Genomic DNA, 18,668 nt, shown 5'->3' on the forward strand with positions numbered 1-18,668 from the left:
TCAATCACACTTTCAATCTTTTACCGATTTATTTTTTATCGTAATAAAATAATTTTTGAGTTCCTCATATAATTTCATATATTTGCAGTTCATAAAATCAGGTAGTTATGGAAATTTTTAACGGTCAAAATCTTTTAGAGTTCACTGAACGCTTCAAAACCGACTTAGATTGTGAAGAATATTTAGCTCATTGGAAGTGGGAAAAAGGCTTTGTTTGTCGTAAATGTGGGCATACAAAAAGCCAAATCCGCAAGGATTTTTCAAGAACTTGTAACATTTGTTCTGATACAGAAAGCCCTACGGCAGGAACACTTTTTCACAAAGTAAAATTCGGGCTTCGTAAGGCTTTTTTTATTTGTTTTGAGATGTGTGCAACCACTAAAAACCTATCAGCTTTACAAATGTCTGTTCGTTATGGAATTACCGAAAATACGGCTCGATTGTTTATGCACAAAGTTCGTGAAGCAATGAAATCCAATGAATTACATAAAATGAATGGTCAAGTTCAAGTGGACGAGTTTACTGTGGGAGGGAAAGAAGATGGCAAACAAGGTAGGAGTTACGATTCAAAGAAAAAAAAGATTGTTTGTGCCATAGAACTAACTGATGATGGGAAGGTTAAACGATTCTATGCCAATAAAATAGAAGATTATTCTGCCAAATCATTACGGACAATTTTTGATAAACATATTGATAAATCCGCCCAAGTGACCACTGATGATTGGAAAGGTTACAGACCTATTAAAGATTTCAATATCAAACAAATACCGAGTAATAAAGGGAAGAATTTTCCTATTTTACATACCATAATACACCAAGTAAAAAGTTGGTTGAGAACGATTTATTGTCGAGTTTCAGATTTCAATATGGATAGATATTTGGCTGAATTTTCATACCGAATTAACCGTTCTCAATCGAAAGATAATATATTCAATAATCTCATCAAACGAATGATTGAGAAGAAACCTGTTCATCACCGGAATTTGATATGTAGTTAAGTGTGGAACTCAAAATAATTTTTAATTTTGCAACACCTCTAATAGTGGTATTCTGCGGTATAAAACTTTCAGCCGATGTTGAAGGTCACTCCATATTTTTATAGTAACAAACAAAAACTTGGATTAATTTTATAGGATGAAAAAATATTTTTTAATAGGATTACTGAGCGTTTCATTGTGTAGTTTAGCACAAGAATCTCTTCCTTTGGTTGTTCAACAAAAAAATGAATTGGATCAGAATTCATGGGTCAAAAATGTCCCATTTGAAAGAATATATACCCCTGAAATAGGTAATCAAATCAACCATTTTGATATTCGGAAGGATAATCCATTGGAATGGATGGTGGCACCTGCTTCGGGCGGATTATGGCTCAGTAAAGATGCAGGGATTACTTATGAAAATATCTTTCAAAATCAGCCTACACAACAGATAAAAACTTTTGCTGTGCATTGGGGTAAAGGTATTATTTGGGTGGCAACTCCCTATGGACTTTTTACTTCAAAGGATAAAGGTAACTCATGGTTTTTTGGTGGATTGCCCGAATTTAAAACCATTGAATCTGTTCACATAAACCCTCGGAATACGGATGAAGTAGTGGTTGCAGTTTTGGGAAATCCGTTTGATGCAGATGAAAAACGAGGTGTTTTCAAAACTTCGGATGAAGGCAAAACGTGGCAACATAGCTTGTTTGTTGGAAATAGAGCAGGTGTTAGTCAAATTATAGACACTCCTAATGGGCAAACACTATTTGCTTCGGTGTGGCATGACGAATCTACCACTTGGAAATCAATTCCTTACGGAAGTATGAGTGCTGTTTATAAGAGTGAAGATTTTGGGACTTCGTGGTCAAAGGTGTCTACAGATGGATTTTTGAGTGGCAACTTTATCGGTAAAATAGGATTAGCTGCTCATGGTGATGAGAAGGTCTATGCAGTGGTGGATAATAGAGGTTCAAAAACAAGGTCTGTAGCCACTCGGAATCTTGCTAAAATAACCAATATACATTTATTGGAACGCGATTTCGAAGCAATGAATAAAACAGATTTTTTAAATTTAGATGACAATAAACTCAATGCTTTTTTACATGCCATAGGGCAAGATAAAAAATATACTGCTCAAAATCTGAAAGATATGATTTCGGCTGAAATAACTTCACCTGCTCGGTTGATGATTTTTTTAGGAATTCGTCAACAGGAAGTCATAGGAGCTGAGGTTTATGTAACTTCCGATGGTGGAAAAACATGGCAAAAAACACATTCTCAACTTTTGGAAGATGTTTTTTATCAAAATGGAAACCAGTTTGGAGCTATTACTGTTGATCCTAATAATGATAAGCATCTTTTTATTGGGGCTTATCCTTTATTGGAATCTCTTGATGGGGGAAAGTCGTGGCAAAGTAAACATAACGTTTCTCTCGACGATAGTTTTGAAAAGATTTATTATCGAAATAATACGCTTTACGCGACGTCTAAAAAAGGTTTAGCAATTTCATATACTCAAGGTAAAGATTGGATTTTTAGGAATGTGCCTCAATCTGTTTCATTCACTAAGATAGGATATGATAAAAATCAAAAATCGCTGTTTTTAGCCAGTGAGCAAGGTGTTTTTATGAGTAAAAATAATATTTGGACAAAAATATCATCACAGCGACAGCTTTTTGGCTCTGAAAACGATATATATGTAGGCAGTGGAAATGGTATTTTTTATCGTTATAATGTAGAAAAGAATACTTTTTTACGCTTGAAGTCTTTATATACTTCAGAAAATAAAGCCCCTTTACGTTTTGGTAAACAGACTCCTTTATTGGTTTCTCAGCATAACAGTGATGTACTATATGTAGGAAGTAATAAAATGCGTTTTTCATCAGATAGAGGACAAAATTGGCGTACTATTTCTGAAGATTTGACTATTGGTTCGAAAAAAGGGAACGATATTTATGCTACTATTTCAGCTATTGCCGAATCGCCTTTGAGTGTTGGATTGCTCTATGTAGGTAGCGACGACGGTACGATTCATATAACCAGCAATGGAGGGACTACATGGCAGAGCATGTATGCTTCTAACTCTAATGCATTTAAAGTTAATAATTTAGTTGCGTCTAAACATCATCAAAAACGTGTGTTTGCAACCTTTTCTCACCCTGACAAAACGAATCCAGAGCCTCTGATATTTATGAGTGAAGATCAGGGAGTTACGTGGACTGAACTTCGTAGTAATTTGCCCGATGGACGTATTAATATCGTTAAGGAAGATCCTAAAAATGAGCAAATTATTTATTTAGGGACTGATAGTGGGTTATATGTTTCTTTCAATTTAGGGGAGAGTTGGCACTCATTTGGAAGTTTACCAGCGACAGGTATCTTAGATGTATTTATTAACGATGGTACGAGTGATATTTTAGTGTCCACGGCAGGATATGGGGTATTCAAATCATCACTTGAGGTAATTCAACCGCTTCGTGTTGCAATTGTTGCACAAGATTTCTTTCCGCTACGAGAAAAAGTTCGGGTTGAACATTCTAATCGTTGGGGGAATACTTGGAGTGATTGGGAATCTCCTGAATTGCCAATAACCCATTTTGAAGTTTTTGCATCCAAAGAGATGAAGTTGCAAATCAAAATTATGAAAGGAAAAGTAACTTTACAATCATTTACCTACAAGACCTCAAAAGGATTTAATTACATTCCGTACGACATGACCATTTCATCGGTAGGGAAGGTGATGTTTGAACGAGTTGCCAAACGTATTTCTTTAGAAACAGCTTCTGATGGAAGGGTTTATTTGCCAAAAGGAGAATATACAATTGTTTTTTCTGTTGAAGGAGGCTTTGACGAAGAGCGAATTTTGGAAATATACTAAAATATATTTCTAAAACTTTTGATATTATTTGTAAAGGTGTACTTTTGTAGTTCAGAATCTTAATGACCAAAATATGACCATATTATGAAAATAGCACTTCTTGGATACGGTAAAATGGGAAAAACCATTGAAAAAATAGCTTTAGAAAGAGGACACGAAATAGTTTTGAAAATTGATAGTGCGGATGCGGTTTACGATGTTTCTACTGTTGATGTAGCAATTGAATTTAGTACGCCTGACAGTGCATTTAACAATATCAGTAATTGTATTAAGCACCGAGTTCCCGTAGTTGCAGGAACCACAGGTTGGTTGAAAGATTATGATAAAGCCGTAGCAATGTGTGCTGAAAATCAAGGAACTTTCTTATATGCTTCAAATTTTAGTGTGGGAGTCAACGTGTTCTTTGCTCTCAATAAAACCTTGGCTAAGTTGATGGCTTCACGTAAAGAGTATGCTGTTTCCATTGAAGAAATTCACCATACACAAAAATTAGACGCACCCAGTGGTACCGCAATTACTCTGGCAGAAGGGATCATAGAAAAATCAGATAAAACGGGATGGAAATTAGATGCTGCCCCAAAAAATGAGATCCCAATAAAGGCGAAACGTATTGAAAACGTACCAGGAACGCATACGATAATCTATGAAAGTGAAGTTGATACCATTGAAATAAAACACACAGCCCATAATCGGAATGGATTTGCTCTTGGAGCCGTACTTGCTGCCGAATGGATCGTAGACAAAAAAGGAGTTTTCTCTATGAGTGATGTTTTGGGAGTGTAATGTGTTAATAATTAGGTTTGTGTATTTTGTGTATTTCAAATAGAATCTATCTATAGTACACAAAAATATAGGAATAAATTAAGAAGATGAACCATAAAGGTGCAACAAATAAGCACAGTAGATAATCGCATAGTAAAGAAGAATATACAAAAAATTAAACAACTAAAATGGATTGCAAAATTATATTTTCAGATGTTGATGGAACGCTACTTAATGGTGAAAGAACTATTTCTGAATCAACTATTTATGAAGTTAATCGCTTGAAAGACACGGTACCTTTTATATTGGTTTCTTCACGAATGCCTCGGCAGATGCGTTATTTACAAAATTTGTTGAAAACCATTGATTATCCTATGATAGCGTACAATGGAGCTTTGGTATTGTCCGATGATGGTCAGGTACTTCATTCCACTGAAATAGATATCACTCTGGTTGAGCAAATTGTCCAACTCAATGAACAACAGTTTAACGGCAAGATACATATTAGTTTGTATCATAATGATTTATGGTATGTACCTGACTATGATTTTTGGGCTCAACGTGAGGAAAACAATACGAAAACTACTCCAGAAATACGTTCAAATTCTCAAGTTATTACCGATTGGAAGGAACAAAATATAGGAGCTCATAAAATTATGTTAATGGGGGATGCTATGCTGATTGAGGAGATGTTCACTATATTAAACTCACAATTTGGACAAAATTTACATATTTATCGTGCTAAAGATACGTATATCGAAGTTTCTGACTTAAAAGTGTCAAAATTGACAGGTATTCGAGTGCTTTTGGAACATAAATATCCATTTACGTTGGATGAATCAATGGCTTTTGGTGATAATTATAATGATTTGGAAATGCTTCAAGGGGTAAAATATGGAATTGCCGTAGGAAATGCACGTCAGGAGGTGAAAAAAATAGCTTATGGAGTTACATTTCATCATAAAGAAGATGGAGTTGCACGGTATTTAGCTTCTTTTTTTCACAGTTAATGGATATTTTTTCACAGAAAGGTAGGTTTCGTTGTAACATAAATTTTGCAGATATTATTTATTTTTATATGTTTGCAAAAAATATATTACAAAAATGAGAAAAAGTTTTTTAACAGTAGTAACCTTACTTTTCGGAATGACAGCGGTTTATGGACAAGCGTATATTTCTGTTAGCGGAGGTTATGGATTTGAAGCCAACAAAAAAGTGGTTGGACGTGAAGTAACGGCAAGTGGTGTAAGCGAATTAAAAGGGAGCTACGGAGCTGGTCTTCAGACACAATTGCGAGGAGGTTATTTTTTCACAAAACGTTTGGGAGTCGAGTTATCTGTAGGATACCTACACGGAGAAGATGTTAAAACAAACAAATCTCCTTTGGTGGATATGAAAGCACGTGGAAGAGCTTTTGGAGCTTCGCTATCGGCAGTATTTAATGTGACTGAAAATATATATCTAAGGGCAGGAGGTGTTACCAAAATTGGTGGAAAAACAGAAAGTTTTACCAGTTTAAATGCAACAATTCCTGGAATACCACATACTCCATCAAGTTCTTTCATACCTATGGTCCCTTTAAAAGTTGATTTCCAAACTAATTTTCACGGAAAAGTTCCTTTTGGTTTTATAGGAGGTTTGGGATACAGACTTAAACTCAGTGATAATGTTTCACTTTTTGTTGAAGGGGAATATCTAATGGTCAATGTAGGTAGAAAAACATCAAAATTGGATAATTTTTCAGCAACTATTGCGGGCAAATCAATTTCTTATGAGCAATTTAAAACAATGGCAACAGCCATGGCTCAGACTCCTGCTGGGGCTACTTTCCAATCATTATTACCACTTATTGAACAAGAATACGATTGGTCTGATAAAAATCCACCTGCAGCGCCTTACTCATCAATAGGAGTTAATTTTGGATTGACATACACGTTATAAGAAATATTTTTTAGCTGATTTTTTGAATACAGAAGAGGATTTAGCTATTAACAATTTCGGGAAGTTTCTAACATTCAGTTAGATAACTTTCCGAAGTTTTTTTATTTTTAAAGCTGTTTTCATTTATGCAAAGTTTTTAAAAAAAGTAGTATATTTGCCTGTAGCTTTATTATTTCAAATTTTAACTAATGAGTTTACTAAGAATAAAGGATATAAGACGTGATTTCAAATTGGGTAGTGAAATTCTTCACGTACTAAAGGGGATTGATTTAATCATTGAAAAAGGTGAATATGTTGCTCTTATGGGGCCTTCAGGTTCTGGAAAATCCACGTTGATGAATATTTTAGGTTGTTTGGATACACCTACATCGGGAGAATACATTCTCAACGGGAAAGATGTGAGTAAAATGTCGGATGCGGAACTTGCCGATATTCGTAATAAAGAAATTGGTTTTGTATTTCAAACATTTAACTTAATGCCACGAACCACGGCTTTGGATAATGTTGCTTTACCGATGGTATATGCTGGTGTAGGTAAAGAAAAACGTAGTGAGAGAGCCAAAGAAGTACTTCAACTTGTTGGACTTGGTGACCGCATGATGCACAAACCCAATGAACTCTCCGGAGGGCAACGACAGCGTGTAGCTGTAGCTAGAGCTTTGGTAAATTCTCCTTCTATTATTTTAGCTGATGAGCCTACTGGAAATTTAGATTCTAAGACTTCCTATGAAATCATGGCCTTGTTTGACGAAATTCATAGCAAAGGAAACACCGTCATTTTGGTAACTCACGAAGAGGATATAGCTCAACATGCACATCGAATTATTCGTTTGAGAGATGGACTTATTGATAATGACACCCGAAAATAATGTAATTAATCATGGAATTATTTATTTATGTAACCATCGGATTGGCTGTCGCTTTTGTATTGGTTGTTTGGAATAATAAAAACAACCGAAAAAAGTTGAGTAGTCGAAAAAATAGGAATTTCAGACAAAATTACGAGCAAAAAAAGAAAAAGTTAGAAAGTAAGAGCTAGTAAAAGTTCATTTTTGATAGTGTTTGTCATTCTCGCCCAAAAATATTTGACTTTTCAGATGTTTCTTTTTGTAACTAATTTGATTTAAAAAGACAATCTTTGAAATCCTGCGGAATAATCTCTGTCAAAAAGTGTTTTTTCGTTTTTTACGATGGGAGTAGATCTCAGAAGACTTTGATTGAGTGAAAGTGTCGACTGATAATCTGTAATTTATAATTTTTTATGAAATCAAACATATTTTGAGAGTAATTCGAAAGATTTATCCTGACAATCCACTACCCGAAAGAATAAATCTCGGCAGGAAAGATAATAGAATCTGATTTTATTTCTTGTATAGACGTAATTTTTTCTTCCAAAATAGAAAAAACATCTATTTTATCTACACTATTTTGTATCTGACAAGAAACAAAAACAAAAAACAAGAAAATGTATGCGTATTTTATCGTTTTCATGAGAAATAAATTAAACGACTGAAAAACTAAATTAGAAAATGAACTTAAACCTATTTTGCAATAAACGAGTACTTCAGGTACATTGCAAAGGTAACTAGTTACTTTCTTTGAAAAACAAAACGTCCTACTACAAAATGACATTTACTACACTTTTCTCCATACGTGGAATAGAAAAATAAATAACTTACCAAACACTTTACATAAAGTATTTTTTGTATGAAAATCAATAAATTAAACTAAGAATAAAAGTGTTAAATTAATTTTTACCCATAATCCTACGTAACAACACTTCTACTTCAGAGTTTTTTTTACTACTTTTGCCAAAAAATTAACCGATGAATTTTGATATTAAAGAAATTATATCTGCTACAATGGTACTTTTTGCTGTGATTGACATCATTGGTAGTATTCCGATAATCATTAATTTACGCCAAAAAGTGGGGCATATTCAATCAGAAAAAACAGCTATTGTAGCAGGACTGTTACTAATTTTGTTTTTATTTTTAGGAAAGGAGATTCTGAACCTTTTTGGAGTAACAGTAGAGTCCTTTGCCGTGGCGGGTGCTTTTATTTTATTCTTTCTGGCTTTGGAAATGATTTTGGGAATAACACTTTACCGTGACGAGGAACCTCAAACAGCTTCAATCGTTCCGTTGGCGTTTCCCTTAGTTGCAGGTGCTGGATCTCTCACCACTGTTTTGTCCTTACGAGCTGAATTCCAAGTAGAAAACATAATTGCAGGAATTCTTATTAATATTATTTTCGTATATTTTGTTCTAAAATCTTCAAAAAAGATAGAAAAAATATTAGGTAAGCAAGGTATCAGCGTGATTCACAAAATATTTGGTGTAATATTATTAGCCATTGCTGTTAAATTATTTGCAACCAACATAAAAGGGCTCTTTGCTACAGAGGGAGTAGCTTCATTATTTTAAAAACATTCAAAATGAGGATATTAATTTATATACTACTAATCCTTTCGGTGATCAGCATCGGGGTTAATATTTATCTGATTGATTTTTCCAATCCGTTGGAGGGGCGTAGTTTTATTGCATTGATTTCGGCAGGAATAGCTTTGATAGCTTTTTTGCTGTTGTTGATATTTTTGGTAGCAAAACGTATTCGAAAATAAAAAAATGGCTCAGTTAAATAGTAAAGAAAATAATTTCTTCCTTTTTGCAGGACCTTGTGCTATTGAGGGAGAGGATATGGCGATGAAAATTGCCGAGAAGGTAGTGTCTATTACAGAAAAATTACATATACCATATGTATTTAAAGGTAGTTTCAAGAAAGCTAATCGCAGTAGAATTGACTCTTTCACGGGTATTGGTGATGAAAAAGCGTTAAGAATCCTTGAAAAGGTAGGTAAAACTTTTGGAATACCAACAGTTACGGACATTCATGAAGTGAGCGATGCGGAATTAGCCGCTCAATATGTGGACGTGCTTCAAATACCTGCGTTTTTGGTTCGACAAACCGATTTAGTAGTTGCTGCCGCTAAAACAGGTAAGGTCGTAAATCTGAAAAAAGGACAGTTTATGAGTCCTGAAAGCATGAAACATGCCGTACAAAAAGTAAAAGACAGCGGAAATAATAACGCTCTAATCACTGATCGAGGAACCATGTTTGGCTATCAAGATTTGATAGTTGATTTCAGAGGCATTCCAACTATGCGAAGCTATGCACCTGTTATTATGGATGTTACACATTCACTACAACAACCCAATCAAACGAGTGGTGTTACTGGGGGCAGACCTGACATGATTGAAACCATAGCTCGTGCGGCTATTGTAAACAACGTTGATGGATTGTTTATAGAAACCCATTTCGACCCTATCAACGCTAAAAGTGACGGAGCAAATATGCTTCACCTCGACTTACTTGAGGGACTTTTAACAAGGCTCACAGCAATTCGAAAAACAATCAATTCATTCAATGAGTAGTCAAACTAACCTGCCTTGGTATCTGTTTGCAATTAAGTCCTTGAGTTGGCAACTAAAATTTAGTAGAAAATAATATAAAATGAGATATGTCGATAATCTCGACAAGAATAAGTATGTATCACGAAAAAGCTCTTTCAAATCCTATTTTTACATTAATTAGTGATATTTCTGAAGAAATTTCGTTAGAAAGTTATGTCATTGGTGGATTCGTTAGGGACTATATCCTCAAACGCAAACTTCCAAAAGATATTGACATTGTTTCTATTGGAAGTGGGATTTCATTGGCGGAAAAAGTAGCCGAAAAATTGCCTGACAATCCAAAAGTGTCAATATTTAAAAATTTCGGTACAGCAATGATTAAATGTGACGGACTAGACATTGAATTTGTAGGGGCAAGAAAAGAAAGTTATAGCTCGAATTCTCGAAAACCTTATGTAGAAAGTGGTACATTAAAAGACGATCAAAATCGCCGTGATTTTACCATCAATGCAATGGCTTTATCACTTTCAAAATCCAATTTCGGGGAACTCATTGACCCTTTTAACGGTCTTTCCGACCTTGAAAATAAAATTATCCGAACTCCTCTTGACCCTGATATTACCTATTCCGATGACCCACTGAGAATGATGCGTGCCATTAGGTTTGCAACACAATTGAATTTTGTCATTGAAAAAGAATCTCTCCAAGCTATTGCTCGAAACAAAGATCGTTTGAGAATCATTTCCAACGAGCGTATCGTAGACGAACTCAACAAAATTCTAGCCTCACCAAAACCTTCCATAGGACTGAAATTGCTTTACGAAACAGGGCTACTACATCACATACTTCCTGAACTCATTGATTTAAAAGGGGTTGAAGAACAGGATGGGCAACGCCATAAAGACAATTTCTGGCATACACTCGAAGTTGTAGACAACATTGCCGAAAATACCGATAATTTGTGGCTACGTTGGTCAGCATTACTACACGATGTGGGGAAGGCTCCCACAAAGCGTTTCGACAAGAAAATTGGTTGGACATTCCACGGACACGAGTTTTTGGGTAGTAAAATGGTTTACCAAATTTTCAAACGACTGCGGATGCCTCTGAACGAAAAAATGAAATACGTACAGAAAATAGTCCGTATGAGTTCACGACCTATCATAATTGCAGAGGATATCGTAACAGATTCAGCAGTACGTCGCTTGGTTTTTGATGCAGGTGATGATTTTGAAGATTTGATGACGCTTTGTGAGGCTGATATTACCACGAAAAACCCTAAAAAAATCAAAAAATATCGCGACAATTTCCAGATAGTACGCCAAAAAGTGGTAGAAGTAGAGGAAAAAGACCACATTCGCAACTTTCAACCTCCTATTTCAGGGGAAGAAATCATGGAAGTATTCAACTTAAAACCTTCACGAGAAATAGGCATTCTTAAAGATGCTATCAAAGAAGCTATCTTGGAAGGTAAAATCCCGAATGATTACACAGCGGCGAAAGATTTCATGTTTGAAAAAGCAAAAAAAATGAACTTAGTAAAGTAAATCATAAAGTATAACAACAAACTTATACATCTTCTAACTCAATCATATTCAAGGAGTATAATTACAAATTACATTATCGTAAATATCATTACACTCGAAACTGTAAATTGATCAATTCCTTAGAGATAATGAAAGGTAAATTCTCCCATTTCACTCACTCGTGATTTGGGTAGGTTTTCTCTATAGAACTCTTTCTCGTAAACAATTACGAAATCTCCTACCGTTGCTTTATGAGCCAAAAACTATTTTTTGGCATTTCTAATTATTTTTCTACCTTTGCATATTAATATAATATGAGGAAATTATGTTTGATAATTTAAGTGATAAGTTAGAGAAAGCGTTACACAATCTTAAAGGACACGGAAAAATAACGGAAATCAACGTTGCTGAAACGCTCAAAGAGGTACGTAGAGCCTTATTGGACGCTGATGTCAACTATAAAATAGCTAAAGATTTTACTTCGAAAGTAAAAGAAAAAGCATTAGGACAAAGCGTACTAACATCTCTACAACCTGGTCAACTAATGGTGAAAATCGTCAAGGACGAACTTACCGAATTGATGGGGGGAGACGCTACGGGAATCAATCTATCAGGTAACCCTTCTGTGATTTTGATGTCAGGTTTACAAGGTTCTGGAAAAACGACTTTCTCTGGTAAATTAGCTAACTTCCTTAAAAAGAAAAAAAACAAAAAACCGCTGTTAGTTGCCTGTGACGTATATCGTCCTGCGGCAATTGACCAGCTTCACATTGTAGGAGAACAAGTGGGAGTTGAAGTTTTTTCGGATAGAGGAAACAACAATCCTGTGGATATTGCTCAAAAAGGGGTTCAGTATGCCAAATCCAACGGATACAACGTTGTAATCGTCGATACGGCAGGACGCTTGGCTGTGGATGAACAAATGATGAACGAAATCTCGAACATCCATAAAGCATTAAATCCTCAAGAGACTCTTTTCGTTGTGGATTCAATGACAGGACAAGATGCCGTAAACACCGCCAAAGCTTTTAACGATGTGCTTAATTTTGACGGTGTTATCCTTACCAAATTGGATGGTGACACAAGAGGTGGTGCTGCGATTTCTATCAAATCGGTGGTGGATAAACCTATCAAATTTATAGGTACGGGAGAGAAAATGGACGCTATAGATGTTTTCTATCCTGAGCGTATGGCCGATCGTATTTTGGGAATGGGTGATGTGGTCTCGCTGGTAGAAAGAGCTCAAGAGCAATTTGACGAAGAACAAGCTCGAAAATTACAAAAGAAAATCGCTAAAAACCAATTTGGATTTGATGATTTCTTGGAACAAATACAACAAATCAAACGCATGGGAAGCATGAAAGACCTTTTGGGGATGCTTCCTGGTGTTGGAAAAGCTGTTAAAGATTTGGATATTAATGATGATGCCTTCAAACACATCGAAGCGATTATTTATTCAATGACTCCAAAAGAACGTAGCAACCCATCCATCATTGATACCAATCGAAAACGTCGTATTGCCAAAGGAAGTGGAAGAGACATTCAAGAGGTTAACCAACTCATGAAACAATTCTCCCAGATGAGTAAAATGATGAAAATGATGCAAGGAGGAGGCGGTAAGAAAATGATGCAAATGATGCAAGGAATGCGAAGATAACTTCTTTTTTTGTATATACCTTCAAAATAAATGACAAAAGGGCAGTACTTGAATGAAAGGAATGATTTTTGTCATATAATACCAAGTTTATAGATTATAATTGATATGAATGATAATTTTTCGCCGAGAGTAAAAAGAATTCTCGCCTATAGCAATGATGAAGCCATTCGATTAGGGCAATCCGTAGTCGGGACGGAACACCTTATTTTAGCTTTATTACAAGAGGGAGAAGGAAGAGCCATAGATGTTCTACTGAGTTTAAACACTGATTTGGAACGCCTACGTCAGCAAATTTATGGTTTAACTTCAATGCGAGGATTAAATCCTGGTAGTCATAACACCATGCATTTTACCCAACAGGCGGAAAGGGCTATGCATGCATCTCATTTAGAAGCCAGAAATTCACAAGACGACACTGTGAACAGTGGGCATCTGTTACTGAGTATATTACGCAACGAAAACGACCCTACAACAAAGATTTTCAATCGTTTAGGAGTTAGTTATGACATTGTAAAAACAAAATTCCAACCTACACAAGGCGATCATTTTTTGCGTGGAAATATTTCTAATGAATTTGAAGAGTTTGACAAAAGTGACAAACCAACCCCCGACAAAGGAAAAGGACAGCAAGAATCAGGAACACAACGAGGAGCCAAAAAGCTAACTGTTTTGGATAACTTTGGTAGAGATTTGACTCTATTAGCTGAACAAGGACAATTGGATCCTGTGGTAGGACGCGACAAAGAAATTGAGCGTGTTTCTCAAATCCTGAGCCGACGTAAGAAAAATAATCCTTTACTTATAGGTGAGCCTGGCGTTGGAAAAAGTGCCATTGCCGAAGGTCTTGCATTGCGAATCATACAAAAGAAAGTTTCAAGAGTACTTTACAACAAACGCGTCGTTACCCTTGACATAGCTTCGTTAGTAGCAGGGACAAAATATCGTGGGCAGTTTGAGGAACGTATGAAAGCTATCATGAATGAGTTGGAAAAAAATGATGATATCATCTTATTTATCGATGAAATTCACACAATGGTAGGTGCAGGAGGAGCAGGTGGAAGTTTAGATGCTTCCAATATGTTCAAACCAGCATTAGCTCGTGGTGAAATACAGTGTATTGGAGCAACTACCTTAGATGAATATCGACAATCCATTGAAAAAGATGGTGCATTGGAAAGACGTTTTCAAAAAGTTATCGTTGAGCCAACTTCGATTGATGAAACTATCCAGATATTACAAAATATCAAGAAAAAATATGAAGACCACCACAATGTAATCTATACAGATGAAGCTATTGAAGCCTGTGTTAAACTAACAAGTAGATACCTCACTGATCGTTTCTTACCCGATAAGGCTTTAGATGCCTTGGATGAGGCTGGAGCAAGAATCCACATCACTCAAATGAAAGTTCCTAAGAAGATTTTGGAATTGGAAGAAGAATTGGAAGAAGTTGTAAAAGCAAAAAATAATGCTGTTGCTCGTCAACAATTTGAAGAAGCAGCTCGTTTGCGTGATGACGAAAAACGAATCGAAGCCACATTAAAAGAGGTACATCGCAAGTGGGAAGAAGATGCCAAACTGAATCGCGACACTGTAACAGAAGAGCATATAGCCGATGTGGTATCTATGATGAGTGGCATTCCTGTAAGTAGAATTGCTCAGACAGAAATGAATAAACTTTCAACACTTTCCGATACTATCAAAGAAAAGATTATTGGGCAAGATGTTGCTGTTGAAAAGATTATCAAATCAATCAAACGAAACAGGACAGGTTTAAAGGATCCTAATAAGCCTATTGGTTCGTTTATATTTTTAGGGCAAACAGGAGTAGGTAAAACACAGTTAGCTAAAGTATTAGCTCGGGAATTGTTTGATTCAGAAGACACGATGATTCGCATTGATATGAGCGAGTACATGGAAAAATTCTCAACCACTCGACTTATTGGAGCTCCTCCAGGTTATGTTGGCTATGAGGAAGGAGGACAATTAACGGAAAAGGTACGCCGCAAACCTTATTCAGTAGTGCTTTTAGATGAAATTGAAAAAGCACATCCTGATGTGTTTAATATGTTATTACAGGTACTTGACGACGGTTTTTTGACAGACAGCCTTGGACGAAAAATTGATTTCAGAAACTGTATCATCATTATGACTTCAAATGTTGGAGCAAGACAGGTCAAGGAATTTGGACAAGGAATTGGGTTCGGAACCGCTGCAAAAACCTCACAATCAGATGCACATGAAAAATCAATCGTTGAAAATGCTCTGAAAAAGGTATTCGCTCCTGAATTTCTAAACCGCATTGACGATGTGATAACCTTCAATCCGTTGAGTAAAGAGGATATTTTCCGAATCATTGATATTGAATTGAAAAAATTATACTTACGCATTAAGGATTTAGGTTACACTATCGAGTTGAGTGAAAAAGCGAAAGAGTTCATTGCTGAAAAGGGCTATGACAAACAATATGGTGCCCGACCGCTGAAACGTGCCATTCAAAAATATGTAGAAGATATACTGGCGGAAGAAATAGTAGCTTCACATATCAAAGAAGGAAATACGATATATTTTGATGTAGACGAGCAAAATGAAAATCTTAAAATTGTTGTAAACTAAATTATAGTGTATTTATTCAACAGAAAATGCAAATTAACTTTGCTGAGGTGTTAAAACTTTGGCAAAGTTTTTGCTATTGTAAGTATTAACTTAAAGGGTTGGTATTGAAACTCGTACAGGTCAAATAGCACAAAAGTTAAAAACTTAATGATGAGAAATTGCTGATTATTCTATCTACTTGAAAGATGAAAATAAAACTGTTATTACTAATTTTTGGATTGTTATTAACCTCCTGTGCTGAACGATATAGCACACGGAAGCGGACTACAACTTCCTATAAATCAACTACAAAAAAAAATAAAAAAGCAAAAAACAGTACTACAAAATATGTTACTTCCAAACAACCTATAAAAACGAAACAGAGAACCAATATTTCAAAAGCTGAAAATCCTATTCGAGATACAAACACTGAGATTCCAGCATCCTCAAACGCAAAAGGAACTACCAAAAAAGTGATTGATACTGCTTTTTCTTATTTAGGAACGCCGTATCGCTACGGTGGAACTACCCGTTCTGGAATGGATTGTTCGGGCTTTGTTTGTACGGTTTACAAAACGGTAGGCGTACCTCTTAGTCGTTCTTCCACTGATATGGCAAATCAAGGAAATGGTGTGAAACTTAATAATATTCGAGTGGGGGATTTGCTTTTCTTTGCTACGGGGAAAACAAATCGTATTTCGCACGTAGGCATTGTAGTAGAAACGGGAAGTGAAGTCAAATTCATACATTCTTCAACATCACGAGGAGTTATCGTATCATCTCTTAATGAGGGATATTGGTCAAAAGCATACAGAAAAGCAAAACGGGTTATGTGAAATTTACAAATTTAGCCATACTAACCATTCTTATCGGAATTGTAATAGGTATTGCAATTCCAAAGGGTGATTTTTTGTCTTTACAGACGAGTTCAATATCCATAGCTATAGCAATTTTCATATTAGGTGTACATCTGTTTCTATCACTTCAAAAATCAATTTTCAGTAAAGGGTTTGTTTTCACTACTTTTTTAACTTCAATCGCAGTTGGAATATTTGTTAGTATACTGCATGATCCTACGACAAAATCAACACATTACACAAATGCATTGAAAAAACAAACTCCTTATTTACTAAAAGCTAAAATTATTGAACAAACTTCAAAATCAAGTTTTGGAACAACCTATAAAGCAGACTTACTCTCAGCTGACCATCAACCTACAAGTGGATCTATTTTATGCTTCTTTCCTGAAAACGCTATTCAAAATACTGATTTTCAACGAAATGATGTGATTATTTTTGCGTCGAAACTGAATGACATTCCTACTCCTAAAAACCCATACCAGTTTGACTACAAACAATATATGGAACGACAAGATGTATTCGGACTTGCGAACGTATCAAATTACACACTCATTTCTGGTGAAAAATCTTCTTTTTCCATTATTTCAGTAGCTGAAAACATAAGCCGTAACAGCGAAACTATATTGGAAACGTATTTTTCAAAAGAAACTACTTCCTTATTGAAAACGCTTCTTTTAGGAAATCGATCTGATTTAGATGAAGAAGTATATCAAAATTACATCAACGCAGGAGCTGTACATATTCTCGCTATCTCAGGGCTTCATGTGGGGATTATAACCATCATCTTGTTGTACTTACTAAAAAAAATACCTGACAAAAAACATTGGAAATCAATACGTTTTGGAATATTACTTGTCAGTTTATGGAGTTTTGCTTTTATTGCAGGATTGTCGCCATCCGTATTACGAGCTGTTACAATGTTTAGCTTTATGGGAGTCGCTTCGTTGCTCAATCGCAGACGTGGACGCTTTGATTCACTCATGCTTTCTATGTTGTTCTTATTACTTATTCGACCAAACTTTTTGTATGAAGTTGGATTTCAGTTGAGTTATGCTTCTGTATTTTCTATTTTAGTGTTTTACCCACGAATGGAACGCTGGTGGCAACCGAAAAACAAAATCGTCAGTTACTTTTGGGGATTATTGCTTATCGGATTTGCAGCACAAATCATTGTTCTACCAATAAGTCTGTACTATTTCCGTCAGTTCCCTACTTTGTTTTTTATATCTAATCTACTGATTGTTCCTTTGTTAGCTCCAATCTTAATATTCGGGATTTTGTCTTTAATTTGTGGATTTTTAAACGTAGTACCCCTGTTTTTAGTTTCAATCACAGAGTTTTTAATCAACTGTATAAATACGTTTGCAGGTTTGATTGCTAATCAAGAGGATTTTGTTATCAAGCACATCTATTTTGATAATAAGATTCTAATTACCAGTGTTTTAGTTTTAATTACTGTAATATATTTAGTAAATAAAGTACAGTACAAACGTATAATACTGTTTTTAATTTCTGTAATAATTTTTCAAGGAGTGTTGTTCTACGGCAAATATCAATCTGAAACTACAGAAGAGTTTATTGTTTTTCAAAAATACAAGCAAAATATTTTCTTAAAACGAAAGGGCAATAAAATTACTGTATATCAACCTGATACAACTCAAAATTTCCGCTTAATTGAAAACTACCAAAAAGCTAAAGGTATAAACGATGTGAAAACAAAAGAAATTCCTTCTATTACTGATTTTCAACATAAAAATATTTTATTCGTTGATAGTTTAGGAATATACCCAAAAGACTTAGGATTGGTAATAGACAATCTGATTTTAATGGATGCTCCTAAGGTGAATTTTGAGCGTATGTTACTGGAAATTAAGCCTAAAAATGTAATTTCTAACGGAACAAATCCTCCTTATTTACTGAAGAAATGGCGGGAAACTTGTGAAAAACAAAATATCCCATTTTATGCAACCTCTGAAGAGGGAGCTTTTGTTTTGAATTCTTATGGGAAATAGAATATACTGAAAAAACAGCATTTTCAAAATGTTTCAACATAAGT

15 protein-coding genes are annotated in these 18,668 nt (G+C 35.2%); all 15 read left to right on the forward strand.

The features are described 5' to 3' along the window. Positions 1–107 precede the first annotated feature (107 nt). Complete coding sequence (locus CGC52_RS10470) at positions 108–998, forward strand: IS1595 family transposase (RefSeq protein WP_095894058.1); 891 nt, start codon at positions 108–110, stop codon at positions 996–998. A 136-nt stretch (positions 999–1,134) separates the two neighbouring features. Further along, a complete protein-coding gene (locus CGC52_RS10475; protein WP_095894334.1) occupies positions 1,135–3,858 on the forward strand; it encodes a sialidase family protein in 2,724 nt (907 codons plus the stop codon). Between the two features lie 84 nt (positions 3,859–3,942). Further along, positions 3,943–4,641 carry a 4-hydroxy-tetrahydrodipicolinate reductase gene (dapB, locus tag CGC52_RS10480; protein ID WP_095894335.1) on the forward strand — a complete coding sequence of 233 codons (699 nt, stop codon included), beginning with the start codon at positions 3,943–3,945 and terminating at the stop codon, positions 4,639–4,641. A gap of 167 nt (positions 4,642–4,808) precedes the next feature. Next, positions 4,809–5,630, forward strand: a complete 822-nt coding sequence (locus CGC52_RS10485; protein ID WP_042005661.1) for a Cof-type HAD-IIB family hydrolase — start codon at positions 4,809–4,811, stop codon at positions 5,628–5,630. Positions 5,631–5,724: 94 nt separating this feature from the next. Next, on the forward strand, positions 5,725–6,561 hold the full coding sequence (locus CGC52_RS10490) for an outer membrane beta-barrel protein (RefSeq protein ID WP_095894336.1): 837 nt from the start codon (positions 5,725–5,727) through the stop codon (positions 6,559–6,561). A gap of 188 nt (positions 6,562–6,749) precedes the next feature. After that, the gene (locus tag CGC52_RS10495) at positions 6,750–7,430 is read left to right on the forward strand and encodes an ABC transporter ATP-binding protein (RefSeq protein WP_042005658.1); all 681 of its coding nucleotides are present in this window, start codon (positions 6,750–6,752) and stop codon (positions 7,428–7,430) included. 11 nt (positions 7,431–7,441) lie between these two features. Beyond that, positions 7,442–7,600 carry a hypothetical protein gene (locus CGC52_RS11305; RefSeq protein WP_172914084.1) on the forward strand — a complete coding sequence of 53 codons (159 nt, stop codon included), beginning with the start codon at positions 7,442–7,444 and terminating at the stop codon, positions 7,598–7,600. A gap of 787 nt (positions 7,601–8,387) precedes the next feature. Then, positions 8,388–8,987, forward strand: coding sequence for a MarC family protein (locus tag CGC52_RS10500; RefSeq protein WP_042005655.1), 600 nt, complete (start codon positions 8,388–8,390; stop codon positions 8,985–8,987). Between the two features lie 11 nt (positions 8,988–8,998). Continuing rightward, positions 8,999–9,184, forward strand: a complete 186-nt coding sequence (locus CGC52_RS10505) for a hypothetical protein (RefSeq protein WP_042346130.1) — start codon at positions 8,999–9,001, stop codon at positions 9,182–9,184. Positions 9,185–9,188: 4 nt separating this feature from the next. Next, on the forward strand, positions 9,189–9,995 hold the full coding sequence (gene kdsA / locus CGC52_RS10510; RefSeq protein WP_095894337.1) for a 3-deoxy-8-phosphooctulonate synthase: 807 nt from the start codon (positions 9,189–9,191) through the stop codon (positions 9,993–9,995). 113 nt (positions 9,996–10,108) lie between these two features. Further along, positions 10,109–11,521, forward strand: a complete 1,413-nt coding sequence (locus tag CGC52_RS10515) for a CCA tRNA nucleotidyltransferase (protein WP_095894338.1) — start codon at positions 10,109–10,111, stop codon at positions 11,519–11,521. A gap of 304 nt (positions 11,522–11,825) precedes the next feature. Beyond that, the gene (gene ffh, locus CGC52_RS10520; RefSeq protein WP_042005644.1) at positions 11,826–13,157 is read left to right on the forward strand and encodes a signal recognition particle protein; all 1,332 of its coding nucleotides are present in this window, start codon (positions 11,826–11,828) and stop codon (positions 13,155–13,157) included. A 105-nt stretch (positions 13,158–13,262) separates the two neighbouring features. Then, positions 13,263–15,773, forward strand: a complete 2,511-nt coding sequence (locus CGC52_RS10525; protein ID WP_042344391.1) for an ATP-dependent Clp protease ATP-binding subunit — start codon at positions 13,263–13,265, stop codon at positions 15,771–15,773. 185 nt (positions 15,774–15,958) lie between these two features. Next, positions 15,959–16,588, forward strand: a complete 630-nt coding sequence (locus tag CGC52_RS10530) for a C40 family peptidase (RefSeq protein WP_042005640.1) — start codon at positions 15,959–15,961, stop codon at positions 16,586–16,588. Further along, positions 16,585–18,624 (forward strand): ComEC/Rec2 family competence protein, encoded by a 2,040-nt coding sequence (locus CGC52_RS10535; RefSeq protein WP_095894519.1) that lies wholly within the window; start codon positions 16,585–16,587, stop codon positions 18,622–18,624. Before CGC52_RS10530 ends, CGC52_RS10535 begins: the two co-directional genes overlap by 4 nt. Positions 18,625–18,668 lie beyond the last annotated feature (44 nt).

Source organism: Capnocytophaga sp. H2931 (assembly GCF_002302535.1).
Lineage (GTDB): Bacteria > Bacteroidota > Bacteroidia > Flavobacteriales > Flavobacteriaceae > Capnocytophaga > Capnocytophaga canis.